General features: G+C 71.7%; 15 protein-coding genes. 4 read left to right on the top strand and 11 right to left on the bottom strand.

Annotation, left to right across the window (positions count from 1 at the left end):
* The first annotated feature begins 200 nt into the window (after positions 1–200).
* The 3 genes from LPU43_RS14235 to LPU43_RS14225 all read left to right on the top strand — a co-directional run bounded on the left by LPU43_RS14235 (position 201) and on the right by LPU43_RS14225 (position 2928).
* Entirely contained in the window at positions 201–1418 is a 1218-nt protein-coding gene (locus LPU43_RS14235) for a DNA sulfur modification protein DndB (protein WP_229400877.1), read from the top strand.
* 157 nt (positions 1419–1575) lie between these two features.
* Complete coding sequence (locus tag LPU43_RS14230) at positions 1576–2157, top strand: NYN domain-containing protein (RefSeq protein ID WP_229400876.1); 582 nt, start codon at positions 1576–1578, stop codon at positions 2155–2157.
* 213 nt (positions 2158–2370) lie between these two features.
* Positions 2371–2928 (top strand): GNAT family N-acetyltransferase, encoded by a 558-nt coding sequence (locus tag LPU43_RS14225; protein WP_229400875.1) that lies wholly within the window; start codon positions 2371–2373, stop codon positions 2926–2928.
* Between the two features lie 40 nt (positions 2929–2968).
* On the opposite strand, the gene LPU43_RS14220 is transcribed toward LPU43_RS14225, so the two are convergent.
* The 10 genes from LPU43_RS14220 to LPU43_RS14175 all read right to left on the bottom strand — a co-directional run bounded on the left by LPU43_RS14220 (position 2969) and on the right by LPU43_RS14175 (position 15028).
* Complete coding sequence (locus tag LPU43_RS14220; RefSeq protein ID WP_229400874.1) at positions 2969–3622, bottom strand: nucleotidyl transferase AbiEii/AbiGii toxin family protein; 654 nt, start codon at positions 3620–3622, stop codon at positions 2969–2971.
* Between the two features lie 2 nt (positions 3623–3624).
* A complete protein-coding gene (locus LPU43_RS14215) occupies positions 3625–4191 on the bottom strand; it encodes a hypothetical protein (RefSeq protein WP_229400873.1) in 567 nt (188 codons plus the stop codon).
* Between the two features lie 139 nt (positions 4192–4330).
* Positions 4331–5950 carry a sigma-70 family RNA polymerase sigma factor gene (locus LPU43_RS14210; protein ID WP_229400872.1) on the bottom strand — a complete coding sequence of 540 codons (1620 nt, stop codon included), beginning with the start codon at positions 5948–5950 and terminating at the stop codon, positions 4331–4333.
* Between the two features lie 132 nt (positions 5951–6082).
* Complete coding sequence (locus LPU43_RS14205; protein WP_255685939.1) at positions 6083–7048, bottom strand: ricin-type beta-trefoil lectin domain protein; 966 nt, start codon at positions 7046–7048, stop codon at positions 6083–6085.
* 18 nt (positions 7049–7066) lie between these two features.
* Positions 7067–9955, bottom strand: a complete 2889-nt coding sequence (locus LPU43_RS14200) for a S8 family serine peptidase (RefSeq protein WP_229400870.1) — start codon at positions 9953–9955, stop codon at positions 7067–7069.
* 123 nt (positions 9956–10078) lie between these two features.
* Complete coding sequence (locus tag LPU43_RS14195) at positions 10079–10489, bottom strand: VOC family protein (RefSeq protein WP_229400869.1); 411 nt, start codon at positions 10487–10489, stop codon at positions 10079–10081.
* A 10-nt stretch (positions 10490–10499) separates the two neighbouring features.
* Entirely contained in the window at positions 10500–10943 is a 444-nt protein-coding gene (locus tag LPU43_RS14190) for a helix-turn-helix transcriptional regulator (protein ID WP_229400868.1), read from the bottom strand.
* Between the two features lie 145 nt (positions 10944–11088).
* Positions 11089–12135, bottom strand: coding sequence for a hypothetical protein (locus LPU43_RS14185; RefSeq protein ID WP_229400867.1), 1047 nt, complete (start codon positions 12133–12135; stop codon positions 11089–11091).
* Positions 12132–13073 carry a transporter substrate-binding domain-containing protein gene (locus tag LPU43_RS14180; protein ID WP_229400866.1) on the bottom strand — a complete coding sequence of 314 codons (942 nt, stop codon included), beginning with the start codon at positions 13071–13073 and terminating at the stop codon, positions 12132–12134. Before LPU43_RS14180 ends, LPU43_RS14185 begins: the two co-directional genes overlap by 4 nt.
* Positions 13074–13204: 131 nt before the next feature.
* Positions 13205–15028, bottom strand: coding sequence for an alpha/beta hydrolase (locus tag LPU43_RS14175; protein ID WP_229400865.1), 1824 nt, complete (start codon positions 15026–15028; stop codon positions 13205–13207).
* 264 nt (positions 15029–15292) lie between these two features.
* Between LPU43_RS14175 and LPU43_RS14170 the strand changes: the two genes are divergently transcribed.
* On the top strand, positions 15293–15646 hold the full coding sequence (locus tag LPU43_RS14170; RefSeq protein ID WP_229400864.1) for a hypothetical protein: 354 nt from the start codon (positions 15293–15295) through the stop codon (positions 15644–15646).
* Here LPU43_RS14170 and LPU43_RS14165 read toward each other — a convergent pair.
* Positions 15633–17246: a serine/threonine-protein kinase gene (locus LPU43_RS14165; protein WP_229400863.1), complete on the bottom strand. Its 1614-nt coding sequence runs from the start codon at positions 17244–17246 to the stop codon at positions 15633–15635. The two genes, LPU43_RS14170 and LPU43_RS14165, sit on opposite strands and share 14 nt — an antisense overlap.
* Between the last annotated feature and the right edge of the window lie 8 nt (positions 17247–17254).

The following is a 17254-nucleotide window of genomic DNA, read 5'->3' as shown; positions in this document are numbered from 1 at the left end:
AGATCACCGTCGGTCAGGCGGGCTGAGTCGCGATGACCAGCACGGGACCAACTCCTCCGCCAGCTACACGATGGACGCCTTGCCATCTCAACCAGCGGGCATCCTTACGCGTCCAAACGATTCTGTTACGTGCACTTGCGCACGTCTTACGCGTACCTCTACAGTGTCCTGGACGCACCAGTCGTCACTCAGGAGGGTTTATGACCATGTCACACGAAGCACCAACCGAGCACGCGGACATCCTCGCCGCAATGGAGAGCGCAGCACGTGAGGCCGCCGCCATCGGTGGACGGATTTTTCCGTGCACCGTCTTCAAGCAGGGCAGTCGCACGATGGTTTCGACCGCGTTTCCCAACACCTTCATCAATCGTCAGGTGGTGTCTGACTCGGCGGCCAAGGGCAGCAGCCCTCGAGAGACCCTTAACAGGCCACTCATGCCTGACCACGCCAAGTCAATTAAGGAGTACATCATCGCCAATCGGGAGGATTACATCCTCCCTGCGGTCACCTTGAACGTGGACACGTACCCGTCGCTTCACGTCCAAAAAAGTTCCGGAGCACCTACCCGACTCGGCTACCTCGTAGTACACGACGCGACCCGCTTCTACGTCACGGACGGGCAGCACCGCTTGGCAGCGCTCGCCGGCTATCCCTCCGGCCGATCCACAGCCCCTGGTGCCCTCGATGAGGTACCCGACCTCGCTAATGACGCCATGGCCGTGCTGATCGTCATCGAGACCGACCGCGCTCGCATACAGCAGGACTTCGCTGACGCGGCGCAGACAAAGCAGATCCCTCCGAGCCTGCTCGCGGTCTACAACACCCGGGAGCCGGTCAATAAGGTGCTAGCCGCGATCACTTCCAAGTCGAATCTGTTCGACGGGCGCATCGACGAGACCTCTAAGACACTGCCCAAGCTGTCGCAGCATGTCTTCCTACTTAATCAGGTACGCGGCTTCGTCAAGGAGCTACTTTTCGGTGACTACGCCATGTCCGAAGACAGTCTGACTAGGCAAGCGGCCCAGCGCCTGAGCACCCCCAAGGAGCAGAACGAGTTCGTCGAGGACGCGTTGTTGCTAGTCGGCACCCTGACTGAGCACATGGAGCCCTGGTCGACAATCGTTACACTGCCCCGTAGCGGCGGCGTAGCCAACCAGATCCCCGACTTCCGCGCCCAATACATCAACATGACCGCGACCGGACTGAACATTATCGGCCGGCTGGGCTACGAGATCAACAAAGAGCCTTCGGAGTCAATCCGGCGCCAGCGCTACATCGACCTTGCAACGCAGATCGATTGGAAGCGCGCCGCACCGATCTGGCGCAACAATATCATCTCCGGAGATAACAAGATTTCCACCCAACGCGGTCCCGTTAACGCTGCAGCCATCGCAGTGAAGACGACCCTAGGGCTTTAGCGGCGACGCCAGTGGTCAACGGCTGAGCCCGCCGGATGAGAATTTGCCTCCCCATCGTCGCCACGATCGACGCAAGATTGCTCCCCACAAGTTTGCGCATTACCTAAAGAGCGATGAGTTGGGAGTAGGCCATGACCATCGGCGGAAGGAAGATGCCATGACGCTTTACGTCTACGTTGACAACTCGAACATCTGGATCGAGGGTCAGCGCATCCAGGCGGTCCGTCAGGGCCTGGCCCCCGACATCCGCACTGCCCTCCGCGAGAGGATCACGGCACCTTGGACCTACGACTTCGGTCGCCTCTACGAACTGTTCTGCCCAGCGGGCGAATCTGTGGGCAGATCCATCCTGTTCGGATCACGCCCTCCGGAGAACGACAGCATCTGGCAACGCGTACGCGACGCAGATTTTGAGTTGCAAACATTCGACCGCAGCACCTTCACCAACAAGGAGAAGCAAGTTGACATCGCTTTGAGCACCAAAATGGTAGAAGACTCCTTCAATCACATGAAGGTGAGCAACCCCGATACCGCCGTCCTCGCCGCCGGAGATGGCGACTTCCTGCCCACCGTCCAGTCATTGCAAAAACGCGGATTTCCTGTACGTGTCGTCTCGTGGTCACATGCTGTGAGTCACCAACTTCGTGACACCGCTGATCAATTCATCGAACTAGATCCTCACTTCGACTACCTCACCCGCGCCACTACCACCTATCGCTGGGCCGGACACGTCTCGTAGCGATCCGCATCGAGCGCCGATGCTGGGTTAGGCCAGCAGACGGCCTGACTCGCGTCACATTGGGCATACGGGCGGCCCGGCCACTGGGCAACCAACGCCGCCTGACACTCCGACGCGGCTCCGCCCGAACGGACCGGCCAGCGACACGCGCCGCAGCCTCGTCCAGGATGACCCGCCATCCCGTGGCTGCACGGGAGGGAGGACGCCTCCACCGTGCGACTGCTGCTCAATCACGCTCTCACCGAGCTGGCCGGCTGCCCAGCGGTCGAGGCGTTCTCCTTCGCCACCGCGCTGGGCCTGGGCCTGGAGGGCCTACCGGTGCGGCATCGGCCGGTCACCCACGCCGCCCTGACCGAACACGGCTTCGCCGGTAGCGACCTGTGGCGCTACATGCGTCGCGGCCTGCCCGCACCGGACCTGCCTACCTGCGCGTACCGCACCCGCCGGAACGAGGACGACCACGTCCTGGAGGTCGAGCGGGGCGGGCGGGTGGTGGCTGATGCCAGCATCGGCGAGCCGGTCGACGGCGTCGGGGTGTTGTGGTGGATTGGCGTGGAGCCGGGGACCCGTGGCGAGGCTCTCGGGATGGGGCTTCTCGGGGCGGCCCTGGACATGCTGGCCGGGCTCGGTGCCCGGGAGGTGATCCTCTACGTCGACGACGACGCGCCGGACGACGACCCGGAACGCTCTCGGCTCGCGGCCAACGCCATGTACGAGCGGGCCGGATTCATCGAGGTGAACCGGCTGTGGCCGTACCGACTCACCCGCTGAACAGCCCCGGCCGGTTTCCTCACGTCACGCGACGGGGTCGTCAGCTCGCCGCGTCTCGCCCGTGGAGTAGGCCCTCACGCCATGCGCCGAACCGGCTGCGGAGTTCGTGCAGCGCTCGGCCGGTGACGCCGTACTGGGCGAAATCGTCAGGGTCGAGCAGTTCGGCTTGCCCGAGAGCGTCGGCGAAAATCCGTCGTTCGAACCCACGATCGGCACGCTGCGCCAGATCGAGGACAGCTTCATGGGTGTATCTGCCGGATTGAAGCGCGGCGTCGATGTCGATGAAGTCACGGGCGAACGCCCGCCCGTACAGCGCGCTCATCTTGTTCGCGACCGCGTCGTCAGGGTGGAGCACCGGACCGATGGCCATGAGGATGGGTTCGTTGGCACGCCAGTCCACGCCAAGTTCGACCTTGGAAACACGACCACCGTCGGTGACCGTCAACCGAGCGAACGTGTCGTACTGCCGCTCGATATCGACGACCAGGCCATCGCCACGGTACGCGTCAACGACAGCGTTGAGCGCGCTGGTGAACTCTCCACGGCGATCCCACGCGGTGAACAGGTCTACGTCTTCGCTGGGCCGCTCAAGAAGACCGGCGGCCTGGACCGCGTAACCGCCGGCGAGGGCGAAGCCGTACTGTTGTGCAGCATCGAGCCCCACGCGGGCGAGACGTTCGTGAAATGCATCCATTGTTATGCGGCGCTCGCGCGGGTCACGGCGAGTTCAGGGAAGGCCTCCTCCCAGCTTCGTCGGAGCTGGGGTGGTAGCCAGAGGGTAGGCCAGAGCCGCCGGAGGATGTCGGCGTCGAGCCAGGTGTTCAGGTCGTCCACTGTGCCGGCTTCGGTGAGCACCACCTTGTACATGCTGGCCAGGCGTTCGAGCCGGCTCAGGTCGTACTCGGCGTGACCGGACCATTCCAGGTGACGCGGAAGAGCGACCACGCCCTGTGTCGGGCCGTTCAATTCGGCCAGATTGTCGGCCACGACGTAGGGCTTCCTGTCGCCGTAGGGACGGTAGTCCTCTGGCGGCTGGGGTGACGTCTTGCGTCGGCTGAGGTTGGTCGCTCGACGGATTTCCGGCCGCAGCGCCTGACGGATCGTCTCCCGGCTATACCCGGTGACCCGCTGCAGGTCCACCGGCCGCCAGCCGGCCGCGTGGAACGCACGCAGTTGCTCGTCCCGCTCAATCAACGCCGTCGCCCGGGTCGCCTCGTAGCTGGCGACGACTGCACGGAGATCATCCTCGGAGAACGGGCCCATGCCCCTCAGCCTACCAGGGTAGGCCAAGCACGCTTGGCATTCGTGCCTCCACCACCCCAACCGGACGACCGGCCCGACGGCGCTTGGCGTCGGGCCGGTCGCGCTGATCGGTGCCGCGCCACTCCGGCGTACGGGAGCCTCAGTAGTCGATGTTGATGGCGGCGATCTGGCGGGTGCCGTTCCAGACGATGGCGGGCCCGGCGAAGCGGGAGCTGGCGTACGTCAGTGCCGTCTTGTGCCCGGGGCTGTTGAACCATGCCTCGATCATCTGCTCCGGCGACGAGTTGCCCGAGGAGGCGAACAACACCTCGTGCCCGCAGTGCTCGAAGCTGCCCGCGTCCAGGTTCCGCTTCACGCAGGATTCCGCCTCGCGGTGCTGCGTCGCGCCCAGCTTGACTTCGGGCAGCCCGAGCGCGCGGCGCCGCTCGTTGAGCAGCACCAGCAGGCGCTGTTCGGCGGCGGAGACGCCGGTCGACGTGCCGGCGGGCTTGGCCGGTGACTTGCTCGGAGAACTGGCCGGCTTCGGCGACCTGGTGGGCGTCGCCGGCCGGGTCGGGGTGGGGCGGGCGCGCGAGGGGGTCGTGGACGCCTCGGGCGACTTCGGGGAAGGCGACGGGACCGCGGATTCGGCGGCCTCGGCCGGCGACTCGGTGATCGCGGTCGAAGGCTGGGCCAGCGGGACCTGCGCGTCCGTGATGCTCGCCGCCGGCCGCCCCGGCCCGTCGTCGTACCCGGCGAACACGAGCCCTCCCCCAGCGGCCAGGGTGACGGCCGCGACGGCACCGAGCAGGGTCTTGGGCAGGGACAGGGCCGCGACGCGGGCCTTCTGCCGCACCCCGGCGGTCGTCGCGCGCACGCCTGCCCGAGCAGCGCCGCGCGACAGGGCAGCGCGGCCCGCCGAAGCAGCGCCGCCCGCCGGAGCGGTGCCGCGCGACAGGGCGGCGACGGTGTACGTCCTGTGGGTGACGTCCGAGGCGAGGCCGGCCGGGACGGGCGTAAGCGCCAGGCCGGCCAGCAGCCGCTCGGCGGGGACCAGGTCGGACGTGGCGTCCGGGCAGTACGGGCAGGCCCGGATGTGCCGCGCCAGCCGCTTGCGCCACAGCGGGGCCGGTCGACCGTCCCAGTCGGCGGCCGTGTCGAGCAGGCCGGCGCAGCCGGGCCGGGCGGCGAGTGCGCGCACCACCAGCCGGGCGGTGTCCAACTGTGCCTTCATCCGGGCGACGCGGACGGTCACGTGGTGCGGGTCCAGCCGCAGGGCTTCGGCCAGGTCGGCGCGGGAGAGGTGACCGGCCTCGGCCAGCCACCACAGCGACAGCAGGTGCCGGTGGTCGTCGTCCAGCCAGCGCGTGGCCAGGGCGACCTCCCGGCGCTGGTCGGAGAGGCCGAGCCGGGTCAGGGTCAGGTCCTCGAAGTCGGAGCCCGGGGCGACCAGGTTGTCGATCTCCTCCGGCGGCGCGGGGGTGGTGCGCCGGTGCTGCTGGGAGGCGCGGACCTCGTTCATGGTGACGGCCACCAGCCAGGACCGGAACAACCGCGGATCGCGTACGCCCGCCAGCCCCCGCACGACGCTCAGCATCGTGTTCTGCACGACGTCGTCGACGTCCGACGACCGGTTCAGCGCCCGGCCGACGATGTTGTACACCAGCGGCAGGTAGTGCGAGACCAGCTCGTCCACGGCCGCCTGGTCGCCACGGCGTGCCGCGTCCACCACCGCCGTCATGTCGGTCCTGTTCGGGTACGCGCGATAGGACACGGTCACCACCTCACCTCCACGAGACATCCTCGTACGCCATGGAGATGGGCCGACGGTCGTCCAGGTCACACAAACTGGCGTCGGTGCCGCCGCGAAACGGTCGGCCGGGCCGCTCAAAGGTGGCCCGGCCGACGTTCGTCAGGCCCGGACCGGAAGGGCCCAGGTGTCACCCGAGCAGGAGCCCAGGTAGAGACCGGCCAGGCCGGTCGGGTTGGGCGCGGTGAGGCACAGCCCGGACGCGGTGTTCCTGAGCGCGTTGCCGGACTCGACGGTCCAGAGCTGGGCCGCGTCCGTGCTGCCGCACGGGGCGGTGCCGACCTGCGTGCCGGACGCCGTGCCGCCGCCGAGCGGCAGCACGCAGTGGCCTCCGACCTCGATGCGGCCGTCGGCGCGCAGCGTGAACATCTGCGCGTTGGTGTAGTTGCACCGGAACAGCCACAGGGTGCGGTTCGGGCCGCCGGCGTCGACGCAGTCGCCGCTGCCCGGGTGGATGATCAGCCCGGGTGCGCCCGGCGTGACGATCAGCCAGACGAACGACGCGGTGGCCACGCCGGACGCCGACTGCGCGCGCACCGACACGGTGTACTTACCGGTGGTGGTGGGCGTGCCGGAGAGCGTGGTGCCGGAGGCGGTCACGCCGGGCGGCAGCCCCGTCGCGGTCACGGTGGGCGCCGGGCCGCCGCTGTACGTGACGCCGAGCGCCAGCGACACGGCGGTGCCGGTGACGGACTGCTGCGGGACCGGCGTGGTGATTCGCGGCGCGGTCGGCAGGGCCCAGATCTGGAGCTCCGTCGCCGCACAGGCCGCGAGCGTGAACTGCACGTCGTAGTTCAGCGACGGCGCGGTCAGGCACAGGCCGGAGGCCGGGTTGCGCAGCTCGCCGTTCGCGGTCGCCTGCCACACCTTGTTCGCGGTACCGTCGCAGCCGCCCCACTCGACGAGCGCGGACGCGACCATGCACCCACCCTGCACCTGCAGCCCGCCGTCCGCGCGGACGACCCACTGCTGGGTGTCGCTGTCGCCGCAGCGCCAGACCAGGATCGGGTTGCCGTCCACCGTCCTGCCACGCGAGTTGTCCAGGCACCAGCCGCTCCCGTTGCGGATCTGGCCGTGGAGGACCCCTCACTGGAACGACGTGCCGCCGGTGCCGCCGGCGGAGTCGGTGACCGTGACGATCGCCTCGCCGGAGCCGATGGCGGTGGGCGTGCCGGACAGCGCGCCGGTCGACGCGTTCAGGGTCACGCCGGACGGCAGGCCGGTGGCCGCGTACCGGCTGATGGGCCTGGCCGACTTCGCGGTGGCGGTCAGCGTCGGGGCGGTGGTGGTCGCCCACTGCCGCTTGGTGACGCCGCCGAGCACGACCGGGGCGGTCGGCAGGTTCCAGACCTGGCCGGCGCGCGTGGCGCAGGCGGCGATCGTGAGCTTGGCGTAGGTGTTCCCCGTCGGTGCCGTGAGGCACTTCCCGGTGGCGGTGTGCCGCAGCGTGCTGCCGGCGACGGCCCAGACCTGCGCCGCCGCGGTGCCGCAGTCGCCCAGCACGACGGAGACGGCGTCGTCGGCCACGGTGACGCACTTGGCGAACACCTCCAGGCGGCCGTCGGACCGGACCGTCCACATCTGGGCGTTGCTGCCGTTGCAGGGGTGGACCTGGATCGGGCTGCCGTTCTGGCCGCTGGCGTTGGCCGAGTCGGCGCAGTGGCCGTTGATGCCGAGGAGCCGGCCGTCGCCGACCTGCCAGGGGAAGGAGGCGGTGCCGGTCTGGCCGGTCTCGTTCGCCACGGTGAGCATGACCGTGGACGTCGTGCTCGTGGTGACCGTACCGCTGATCATGCCGGTCGAGGCGTTGATCGACAGCCCGGCCGGCAGCCCGGACGCGGACCAGGTGAGCCGCTGCGCGGTGTGCAGGTTCGAGGCGAACACGGCCTTACGGACCGCGCTGCCCTTGAGCGTGCCCTGGAAGCCGGGGTTCTCCACCGAGATCACGTCCGCGCCCATGCCGGACGGCGGCGTGAACACCTGGAGCGCCCCGGTCCCGCAGGTCGCGAGCGACAGCAACGCGTTCCAGTTCGTGGACGCGGCGGTCAGGCACCGGCCGGTGGCCGGGTTGACCACCTGGCCGTTGCTCCGCGCGCTCCAGACCTGGGTGGAAGCGCCGGCACAGGTACGGAGCACCACCTGGGACCCGGCCGTCATGCACTTGCCCTGCACCTCGAACCGGCCGTCGGCATGCGCGGTGAAGAGTTGGGCGCCGTTGTTGCTCATGCACGGGAAGAGTTGGAGCGGGTTGCCGTCCGTGGTGTTGCTGCTCGCGTTGTCCACGCACAGCGAGCCCGGCCCGGTGAACGCCCCACGGCCCACGATCATGGTCCAGCGGAACGACGTGGTGGTGCTGGCACCGGCCGCGTCGGTCGCGGTGACCTGCGCGATGCTGCTGCCGCCCGTGGTGCCGGTGCCGCTGATCACGCCGGTCGTGGCGTCGATCGACAGGCCGGCGGGCAGGCCGGTGGCGGCGAAGCGGACCGCGGTCGGCGCGGTGATCTTCCGCAGCGTCACGGCCTGCCCCACCGCCGTGTACTGCGCGCCCGGGTTCGTGACGGCGGGCCCGCCCGCGCACCGGCTGTTCAGCAGCCGGTCCGGTGAGCCGGCGCCCGGGTCGGAGATCAGGCCGGTGGTGGCGCAGCCGACCAGCGCGTCCCGGACCTGCGCGGGCGTGGCGGACGGGCGCGCGGCCAGGTGGACGGCGGCGGCACCGGCCACGATCGGCGAGGCCAGCGACGTGCCGCTGGACGCCACGGTCGCGTCGTCCCCGGTCCAGGCGCCCGTCTTGATGTCGGTGCCCGGCGCGAAGAGGTCGACGCACGAGCCGTAGTTCGAGAAGCCCGCGCGACGGTCCCGGCTGTCGGTGGCACCGACCACGATCGCCTCGGCGACGCGCTGCGGCGAGGTCTCGCAGGCACCGTTGTTGCTGTTGCCCGCCGCGATGACGTAGGTGACGCCGGCTGCGGTCGACGCGCGGATCGCGTTGTCCAGCGCATCCTGCGGGCCGGTGGACCAGCTCATGTTCACCACGGCCGGGCGCGGCGCGGCGCTGGTGACCCAGTCGATCGCGGTCAACGCGTCGGCGGCCGCGCCGGCGCCGTCGCAGCCGAGCACGCGCACCGAGTGCACGGTCGCCTTCTTCGCCACGCCGTAGGTGGTGCCGGCGGCGGCGCTGGCCACGGCGGTGCCGTGCCCGCCGCAGTCGTTGTGGTCGGTGCCGGGCGTGCTGGCGCCCATCCGGCCGGCGAACTCGGAGTGCGTGGGGCGCACGCCCGTGTCGAACACGTAGACGTGCGCGCCGGAGCCGTCGTTGTCGTAGTCGTAGGTGCCGCTGGGGGTGCGGCCGGGCTGGTCGACCCGGTCCAGGCTCCAGGAGGGGTCGCCCTGGGTGCCGGCGGTGACGATCACGAGGTCCGGCTGCACGGACGCGACACGCGCGTCGCGCGCGAGCCGCGCGGCGTCGGCCGAGGACATCCGCACCGAGAAGCCGCGCAGCGCGGCGGTCCAGACGTCGCCGAGCGTGCCCGAGTAGTCGGCGGCCAGGTCGCGCGCGTCGGAGCGGATCCGGGCGGCTTCGTCCGCCCTGACGGTGACGATGTAGCTGCCGGAGATCACCGTACCGGCTGACGGGCCCGCGCCCTTCCCGGCGGCATGCGTGGGGAGAGCGACCGTGGGGGTGCCGCTCTTCGCGGCCGGGGCGGCGGTCACGGGCGCGGCGGCGGCCGGAGCGGCCGGGGTGCCCGCCGGGGTGCCCGCCGGAGCGCCGCCCGCCGGGGCTGCGGGCACCCGCCCGGCGGGCGTCTCGGCGGCGGCTGCGGCACCGGCCGGCGTGGTCGCGGGGGCGCCGGAGCCGGCCAGGTGCGGCGTGACCGCCACAGCGGTCAGGGCCAGCACCGGGAGCACCAGCAGTCCGCCGGCCGCCGTTAGGAGACGGCGGCGGGGCACGGTGCCCGGCCTTCGGGGGTGTTTCACGCAGACACTTCCTCCGGTCGGGGGTCGTCGGACACTGCTGGCACGTACCGGCAGGGTCGCCGGGTTCACGCGCTCGGCGTGGTCCGTCACCGGGGGTCAGCGTCAGCGGCACCCACGTCGCGGCTAGCGCACCTCCTGGATGCGGACGAGGTTGCCGGCCGGGTCGCGGAAGGCGCAGTCGCGCACCCCGTACGGCTGCTCGATCGGCTCCTGGACCACCTCGGCGTCGCTCGCCTGGAGCCTGTCGAAGGTGGCGTCGAGGTCGGGGGTGGCCAGCATGATCCAGCCGTACGTGCCCTTGGCCATCATCTCGGCGATGACCCGGCGCTCGTCGTCGGTGATGCCGGGATCGGTGGCCGGCGGGGCGAGGAGGATGGAGGTGCCGGGCTGGCCGGCGGGGCCGACGGTGATCCAGCGCATCGCGCCGCCGCCCACGTCGTTGCGGACCTCGAAGCCGAGGGTGTCGCGGTAGAAGGCCAGGGAGGCGTCCGGGTCGGTGTGCGGCAGGAAGGTCGTGTGGATGGTGATGTCCATGCCGGTCACGCTAGGCGTGGCCCACGGCCCGCGCTTCTCGATTCCTGACCGGTCTGGTCACCTGTTTCGCCAGGCAGGACGGCATCTCCGCCGTCGCCCGCGCCGCCTCGCGCCGGTAGACGCTGGGCGGGACGCCGACCAGCTCGGTGAAGCGGGTGCTGAACGTGCCCAGCGACGAGCAGCCGACCGCGAAGCAGACCTCCGTGACGCCGAGGTCGCCGCGCCGCAGCAGCGCCATCGCGCGTTCGATCCGCCGGGTCATCAGGTACGCGTACGGCGGCTCCCCGTACGCCCGGCGGAACTCGCGGCTGAGGTGCCCGGCCGACATGTGCGCGCCGCGGGCGAGCGCCTCCACGTCGAGCGGCTGCGCGTACTCCCGGTCGATCCGGTCCCGGACGCGGCGCAACCGCGCGAGGTCCCGCAGCCGCTGCTCGCCCGCGCCGGCGCTGCTCACCCGCCGATCCTGCCACGCCCCCACTCCGCCACGGCCGGCGCGCGGAGAGGATCTTGGTACGAAACGGCCCCTGGAGGGGCACGTTCGTACCACGATCGCCCGTGCCTGGAAACCCAGGACGTGGGGCGGCCAGGGTCGGTGGCGGTCAGCCGGTGGCGCGGCAGGAGGCGTCGACGCGGTGCACCGGGCGGACCCGGCGGCCCAGCCCCTCCATCAGCGAGTCCTCCACGTGGAAGTCGCGCACCCGCAGCCGGTGCCGGGGCAGCTCCTCCTCGCTCGGGCAGAGCACCTGCTCCTTCACCTGGTCGATCGGCACGTACCGAACGCCGCCGCGCTCCTGGAGCAGCACCATGTTCACGTCGTCGACGACGACCACGTGGCCGCGCACGTCCTCCGTCACGTCCGGCGCGGTCTGCACGGTGGTGACGGTCAGCGGCAGCACCGGCGTGCTGATCACCGGCAGCGCCGCCCAGACCAGCATGACCAGCACGGCGGCCTCGGTGACCGAGGCCAGCGGCCGGATCACCGCGCCGGGCAGCGGCCCGGCGATGGCGAGCGCGAGCACCGGCGGGACGACGAACAGGGCCAGGACCAGCGGTTCCCCCTGCCGCCAGGCGTCGAGCAGCGTCGGCGCGAGGAGGAACAGGTACCCGCCGAACAGGGCCGCGACGATCAGTGTCCGCGCCACCGCCAGGTCGTGCAGCCGCTCCGGCCGGAGCTGGAACGCGGCGGCGAAGGCGGGCAGCAGCAGCGGCAGGTAGAGCAGCGGCCAGGTGACCAGGGCGATCAGGAAGCTGGCGACGACGAACCAGGCCGGGGTGATGTCCGCCCAGCGGGCGAAGAGCGGGCGGCGGTAGCCCGGCAGCCGGTCGACGCTGACCCCGAGCACCGCGCCGAGGGCGAAGACGCAGACCAGGCCGGTGGAGAGCAGCCGGGCGGCCGTGGTGAGGAAACCGGCGAGCAGGTTCACCGGCCCGACGTTGGCGACCAGCAACAGGGTCGTCTGGAGCTCGCCGCCGGCCTCCACGCCGAGCCGGAGCACGGAGAAGATGGCGGGCACGGCCACCACGACCGCCCAGAACGACTGGCTGGCCCGGGCACGGCGCTCGTCGGAACCCCGCCCCGGGGCGACGCGGGGCGGGGGCGGGTCGGCGTCCACGTCGTTGCCGCCGGTGGCCGCCGGGGCGGTCATGTCCGGGGCGCCTTGTCGTCGAAGTCCACCAGTTTCGGCACGTCCAGCGTCGGTGGCTGCACCTTGGGGGCCCGCATCCACGGCCCGAGGGTCCGGTGGTACGCGGTGAGCCACGGGCTGGTCTGCCCCTTGCGCCCCTGTTGGTAGCTCTTGTCGAGGAAGAACGCGACGAGGTCGCGCAGCGCCGGGTCGCTGATCGGCACCCCGACGCCGATCTGCTCGCTGGTGCCGAAGGGCATGTCGATGATCGTGAAATCTCTCGGGTGCTTCGAGAGGAAGCCCGCGAGGATGGTCTCGTCGGAGCTGACCGCGTCGTACCGGCCCGCGAGGATGCCGCTGATGCAGTCGCCGACCTCCTTGACCACGAACACCCGGATCTGGTGCCGGCCCAGCTCGGCCTCGGTGGTCGAGCCGCCGCTGGTGCAGACCTTGTAGCGGGGGTCGCGCAGGTCCTCGATGCTGCGGATGCTGTCCTTGAGCCGGAGCGGGACCATCGCCTCCTGCGTGGTCACCAGGTAGGGTCCGGCGAAGCTGATCAGCTTCGCGCGCTCCTCCGTCATCGAGAAGGTGGAGACCACCATGTCGACGGAGCCGCCCTGGAGGGCGGGGATGCGGTCCTCCGTGGCCACCGGCACCCACTCGATGCGCTTGTCGCCCTCGTACCCGAGCTGGGCGGCGACGTAGCGGGCGATCTCGACGTCGAACCCGCTGTACGTGCCGCCGCGCAGCTCGCCCATCAGCGGGCCGGTCGTGGAGACGCCGATCTTGATGGTCGGCTGGCCGTAGATGTGTGTCTCGCGGAGCTTGTCGTTGACGGACGGGATCTCCGGCTCCTGCCTGCTGTCACAGCCGGCGGCAGCCGCAAGGGTCAGGGTCAGCGCCACCGCCACGGTGGTGGCGACGGAGCGGACCCGGGACCGGGTGAGGAACTGGTTCATCGGCGACCTCGCTGACCGGCGCACCTGCGGGACACCGAGGGTAGCCGCTCCCGTCCATTCGCGTGGTCACCCGCACGGCCGGGCCCGGGGGTACGGCGGGCGGGCGATCGCCGCCGTACCCCCGGGTGTCGTCACCGGACGGTCAGCGTGCCGACCGCCGGGAGCGGGGCGACCACCGGCGGCAGCCGCTTCGGCTCGCCCCGGGCGGGGGCGGCCCGGCGGGCCAGGTCGCTCTTGGACGCCGTGACGCGCTCACCGGCGGCCCCGGGCGCCGGCTCGGCGAAGGGCTGCACGTCGCCGACGCAGACCGTCCCCTTGGCCGGGAGCGTCCCGGCGATCAGGTACGCGTCGATCGCGCCGGTCGCGCACGCCGAGGTGCCGTACGCGGTGTGCCCCCAGCTGTCGCTGCTGAGCAGCCGGCTGTTCGGCAGCACCGCCGCCGAGCCGACCGCGCCCTGGTAGTTGGTCGCCGGGTCCCAGTAGTTGCCGACGACCAGCACCGGGGCGCTGGTCCGCTTGTTGAACGGGCCGGTGTAGGCGTCGGAGTCGCGCACCGTCCACGTGTCGCGGGCGCAGGGCGCGGTCATCCAGGACCAGGCCCGGCCGAAGTACGGGGCCCGCTTGTCCTGCTCGGCGGCCAGCGCCGGCCAGTCCGCGGCGTCGGCCGGGTGGTACGCGTCGGTGCAGTCCACCCCGAGGAACGTCTCCATGCTGTTGTCGTACGGGAAGTCGTACCCGCGTCGGGCCTGCGCGCGGGCGGCGGCGGCACGCTTCGCGACGGCCGCGCGGGCCTCGGCGCGGCGGGCGACCGTGGCCGACGCGGGGTCGGTGAGCACCAGCAGCTCGGCGGTGATCGCGACGACGTCCGCGTACCCGGCGGGGCCGTAGAGGGCGCTGAGCGTCGCGCCGACGAAGTCGGCGTAGGCGACCCGAACCGTCTCCCCGGTGTCCGGGTCGGTGATCACCACCGGCTTCTTGCGCAGCCGCTTGGCCACCAGCTCGAACGAGGCGAGCGGGTCGCCGGCCGCGAGCGGGCAGGCCGCCGCGCCGGCCGCGTCGCAGCGCACCAGGATCTCGCGCAGCGCCTTGTACGCGCCGTCTGCGCTGCGCAGCCGGCTCTCCTGGAGCTGCTTGCGCGCCCGGCCCTGGCCGACCCACGCGTTCGGGTCGAGCACGCCGTCGATGACCAGCGCGCGGAACCGGTCGGGGAACATGTTGGCGTAGTGCTGCCCGAGGGCGCTGCCGTAGCTGAAGCCGAGGTAGGTCAGCTTCCGGTCGCCGACCGCGCGGCGCAGCACGTCCATGTCCCGGGCGACCTCGGCGGTCGACATCGCCCCGGTCAGCGGCCGGCCGGTGGTCGAGCAGGCCCGGCCGATCGCCTTCGCCGAGGCGACGTACGCCTTCTCCTCGGCCTTGGTCCACGGGAAGGCGACGTTCAGCCCGGCGTACGCCTCGGTCTGCTCCTTGACCGACGGGAAGCACCGGACGTTCTGGCTGGCCGCGACGCCGCGCGGGTCCACGCCGACGATGTCGAAGCGGTCCAGCAGGTCGTCGCTCAGGAAGTACGGCGCGACGAGCGCGATGTCCGTGCCGGAGCCGCCGGGGCCGCCCGGGTTGATGAAGAGGCTGCCGACGCGCTTCTTCTGGTCGCGCGCCTTGAGCCGCAGCACCGCCACCTCGGTCGTGGCGCCCGTGGGCTTGTCGTAGTCGAGCGGGAGCCGGACGGTGGCGCACTCGGCGTGGCTGTAGCAGGCGTACCAGCCGAGCTTCGGGGTGGGCACGCGGTCGACCCGCCGGGCCTCGGCGGGGTCGGTGCGGTCGGCGGCGGCCGGGCGGCCCCAGCCGGCGGTGTCCGGCGCCGCGGCGGCCGGCGCGACGGCCGTGGCGACGGCCGTCGTGGCGAGGAGAACGCCGGCGATTCCTGCTGCGGCGAGCTTCCGGGGTGTAGGTGGCATCGACTGCCTTCCGGTGGGCGACGGGATGCGTCGAGCGAACCTCGACCCCCGTCACTCTAGGAAATGGAGACAACGATCATCGACCGGAAATCCCATCAACGGGTCACTTCCCCGATCTTCGCCGCCTCGGCCCCCGCCCGGCGCGCCGGGTCGGCCCCGACCTTCGCCGACTCGCCCCGTGCGACGCACCGGGCCGGCCTCGGGCGGCGCGTCGAGTCGGCCTCAGGCGGTTGACAGGTCGGCCGGCTTCGACATCCTTGACGGGTGACCCGAATCCCTCGGATCGAGACGTCCCTCACGGCGGTCGCCTCGTCGCTGGCAGCGGTCGCCGTGCTGGTGACGCTGGTCTGGTGGCGTCCGCGCAGCATCATGGCGGTCGTGCTCGCACTGCTCTGCGTCCTGCTGGTGATGATCGCCGGAGTGTCGGTGACGGACTCGCGGCAGCGCCGCGCGAAGGCCCGCGAGCAGGCGGGGCGCGAGCCGGTCGAGTGGTCGGGGCAGCCCGTCGCCCTGCCGAGCGGCCTCGACGCCGACACCCTCGAAGCGCTGGACAGCAGGGACGCCCTGCGGATGGCGCAGGAGCGCCGCCGGGCCCCGGGCGGGGTCAGCGACCGGTGAGGGTGGGCATGCGCAGCCCGTCGACGCCGCGCCCGGCCAGGCAACGGTACGTCCGCTCCGGGTCGGACTCGGCCGGCGGCAGCACCTCCAGGTGCCACCCGCTGGGATAGGTGATCCCGCTGGTCAACCGGAACGTCGCCGCGTTGCACACCCGGCGTACCTCGGGGTCGTCGACGACCTCGTCGTGGCCCGCGCCGACCAGGGCGGCGGGCAGCTCGCCCTCGGCGTAGCTCTCCCAGGTGTGCGGGCCGTCGCAGGGCAGCCGGGGGGCCTCCGCCCGGTCGCCGCGCACCCGCATCGGCCCGAAGCACTCCAGCTCGGCGGCGCAGGACGCGCCCGCCGGCAACCCGGCCGCGCCCGGGGGCGCGGACACGCAGCCCGGCAGCGCGCCCCAGCGGCTGGCAGCGGTGGTGGTGCCCACGCTGCTGCTGGCGACCGGGGTGGGCGTCGGCGTGACGGGCGCGCGCCCGGCGACCCAGGCCCCGGCGCTCGCCGAGGCGGCCAGCGCGAGCGCCCCCGCGCCGCCGAGGAACCAGCGCCGCCGCCACCGGCGGCCGGTCGTCCGCACGGTGGGGTGCTCGTCCTCCACCGGGGGACGCGGGGTGGGCCGCCCCGGCTGGCCGGTGCCGTACAGGCCGCCGGAGGTGGACGGATTACCCGTGGTGTTGCCGTACAGCCCGCCCCATGTGGACGGGTTGCCGGTGACGGTGAGCGGCGGGCCGCCGGAGCCGGGCCCACCGGAGGTCGGGGCGCCGCTGACCGGCGCGCTCACCGGGTCCAGCGGCAGGGCGGCGAGCATGCCCAGCAGCTCCACCGCGGACGGGCGCTCGGCCGGGTCGTTGGCCATGCCCGCCCGGAGCACGTCGACGAGCTCCTCGGGCACGCCGGGCAGCCCGGGGATCGGCTGGTGGAACATCTCCAGCACGGTGACGAGGCTGGGGTTGCGCTCGGACTGCCAGCGGGGCGGGCGGCCGTTCATCACGGCGTAGAGGGTGGCGCAGAGGGCGTACACGTCGACGGCGGGCGACGGCGGGCTGTGGTTGAACATCTCCGGCGGCGCGTACGCGGGGGTGAGCACCTCCAGGGTGACCGACGCGTCGCGCGCCTCGGCCAGCACGGCGAGCCCGAAGTCGGCCAGTACCGCCGGGTTGAACTGCGAGTAGAGGATGTTGGCGGGCTTGACGTCCCGGTGCAGCACCCCGTTGGCGTGCGAGTGGGCCAGCGCGTCGGCGATCTTCACGCCGAGGTCGCGGGTCTCCGCCGGGCCGAGGGGCGAGGTGCGCATCCGCTCGGCGTACGACCCGTCGCACAGCTCCATGATCAGGTACGGGTGCTGGTCGACGGTCACCCCGACGTCGAACAGGTCCACCACGTGCGGGTGCGAGGACATCCTCCCCGCCGCCCGCGCCTCGCGCAGGAACCTCGCCTGGTCCCGCTCGTTGGCCAGGGTGCGGTTCTCCACCTTGACCGCGACCTCACGCCCCACGGAGATTTGGGTGGCCCGGTAGACGGTGGCGTACCCGCCACGGGCAAAGACCTGCAGATCGGTCAGACCGGGCACGAGGGGCAGCCGCAGCGCGCCGGGCGGGGTGTCGGTCACTGCTCGAA

It is taken from the genome of Micromonospora okii (assembly GCF_020884795.1).
In the GTDB taxonomy this organism is placed as follows: domain Bacteria; phylum Actinomycetota; class Actinomycetes; order Mycobacteriales; family Micromonosporaceae; genus Micromonospora; species Micromonospora okii.
This window is presented reverse-complemented; position numbering and strand designations above follow the sequence as displayed.

Excerpts from the sequence above, each read along its gene's own strand:
- LPU43_RS14180 (WP_229400866.1), bottom strand. The coding sequence starts at position 13,073 with ATGAACCAGTTCCTCACCCGGTCCCGGGTCCGCTCCGTCGCCACCACC.
- LPU43_RS14175 (WP_229400865.1), bottom strand. The coding sequence starts at position 15,028 with ATGCCACCTACACCCCGGAAGCTCGCCGCAGCAGGAATCGCCGGCGTT.
- LPU43_RS14195 (WP_229400869.1), bottom strand. The coding sequence starts at position 10,489 with ATGGACATCACCATCCACACGACCTTCCTGCCGCACACCGACCCGGAC.
- LPU43_RS14235 (WP_229400877.1), top strand. The coding sequence starts at position 201 with ATGACCATGTCACACGAAGCACCAACCGAGCACGCGGACATCCTCGCC.
- LPU43_RS14185 (WP_229400867.1), bottom strand. The coding sequence starts at position 12,135 with ATGACCGCCCCGGCGGCCACCGGCGGCAACGACGTGGACGCCGACCCG.
- LPU43_RS14220 (WP_229400874.1), bottom strand. The coding sequence starts at position 3,622 with ATGGATGCATTTCACGAACGTCTCGCCCGCGTGGGGCTCGATGCTGCA.
- LPU43_RS14215 (WP_229400873.1), bottom strand. The coding sequence starts at position 4,191 with ATGGGCCCGTTCTCCGAGGATGATCTCCGTGCAGTCGTCGCCAGCTAC.
- LPU43_RS14230 (WP_229400876.1), top strand. The coding sequence starts at position 1,576 with ATGACGCTTTACGTCTACGTTGACAACTCGAACATCTGGATCGAGGGT.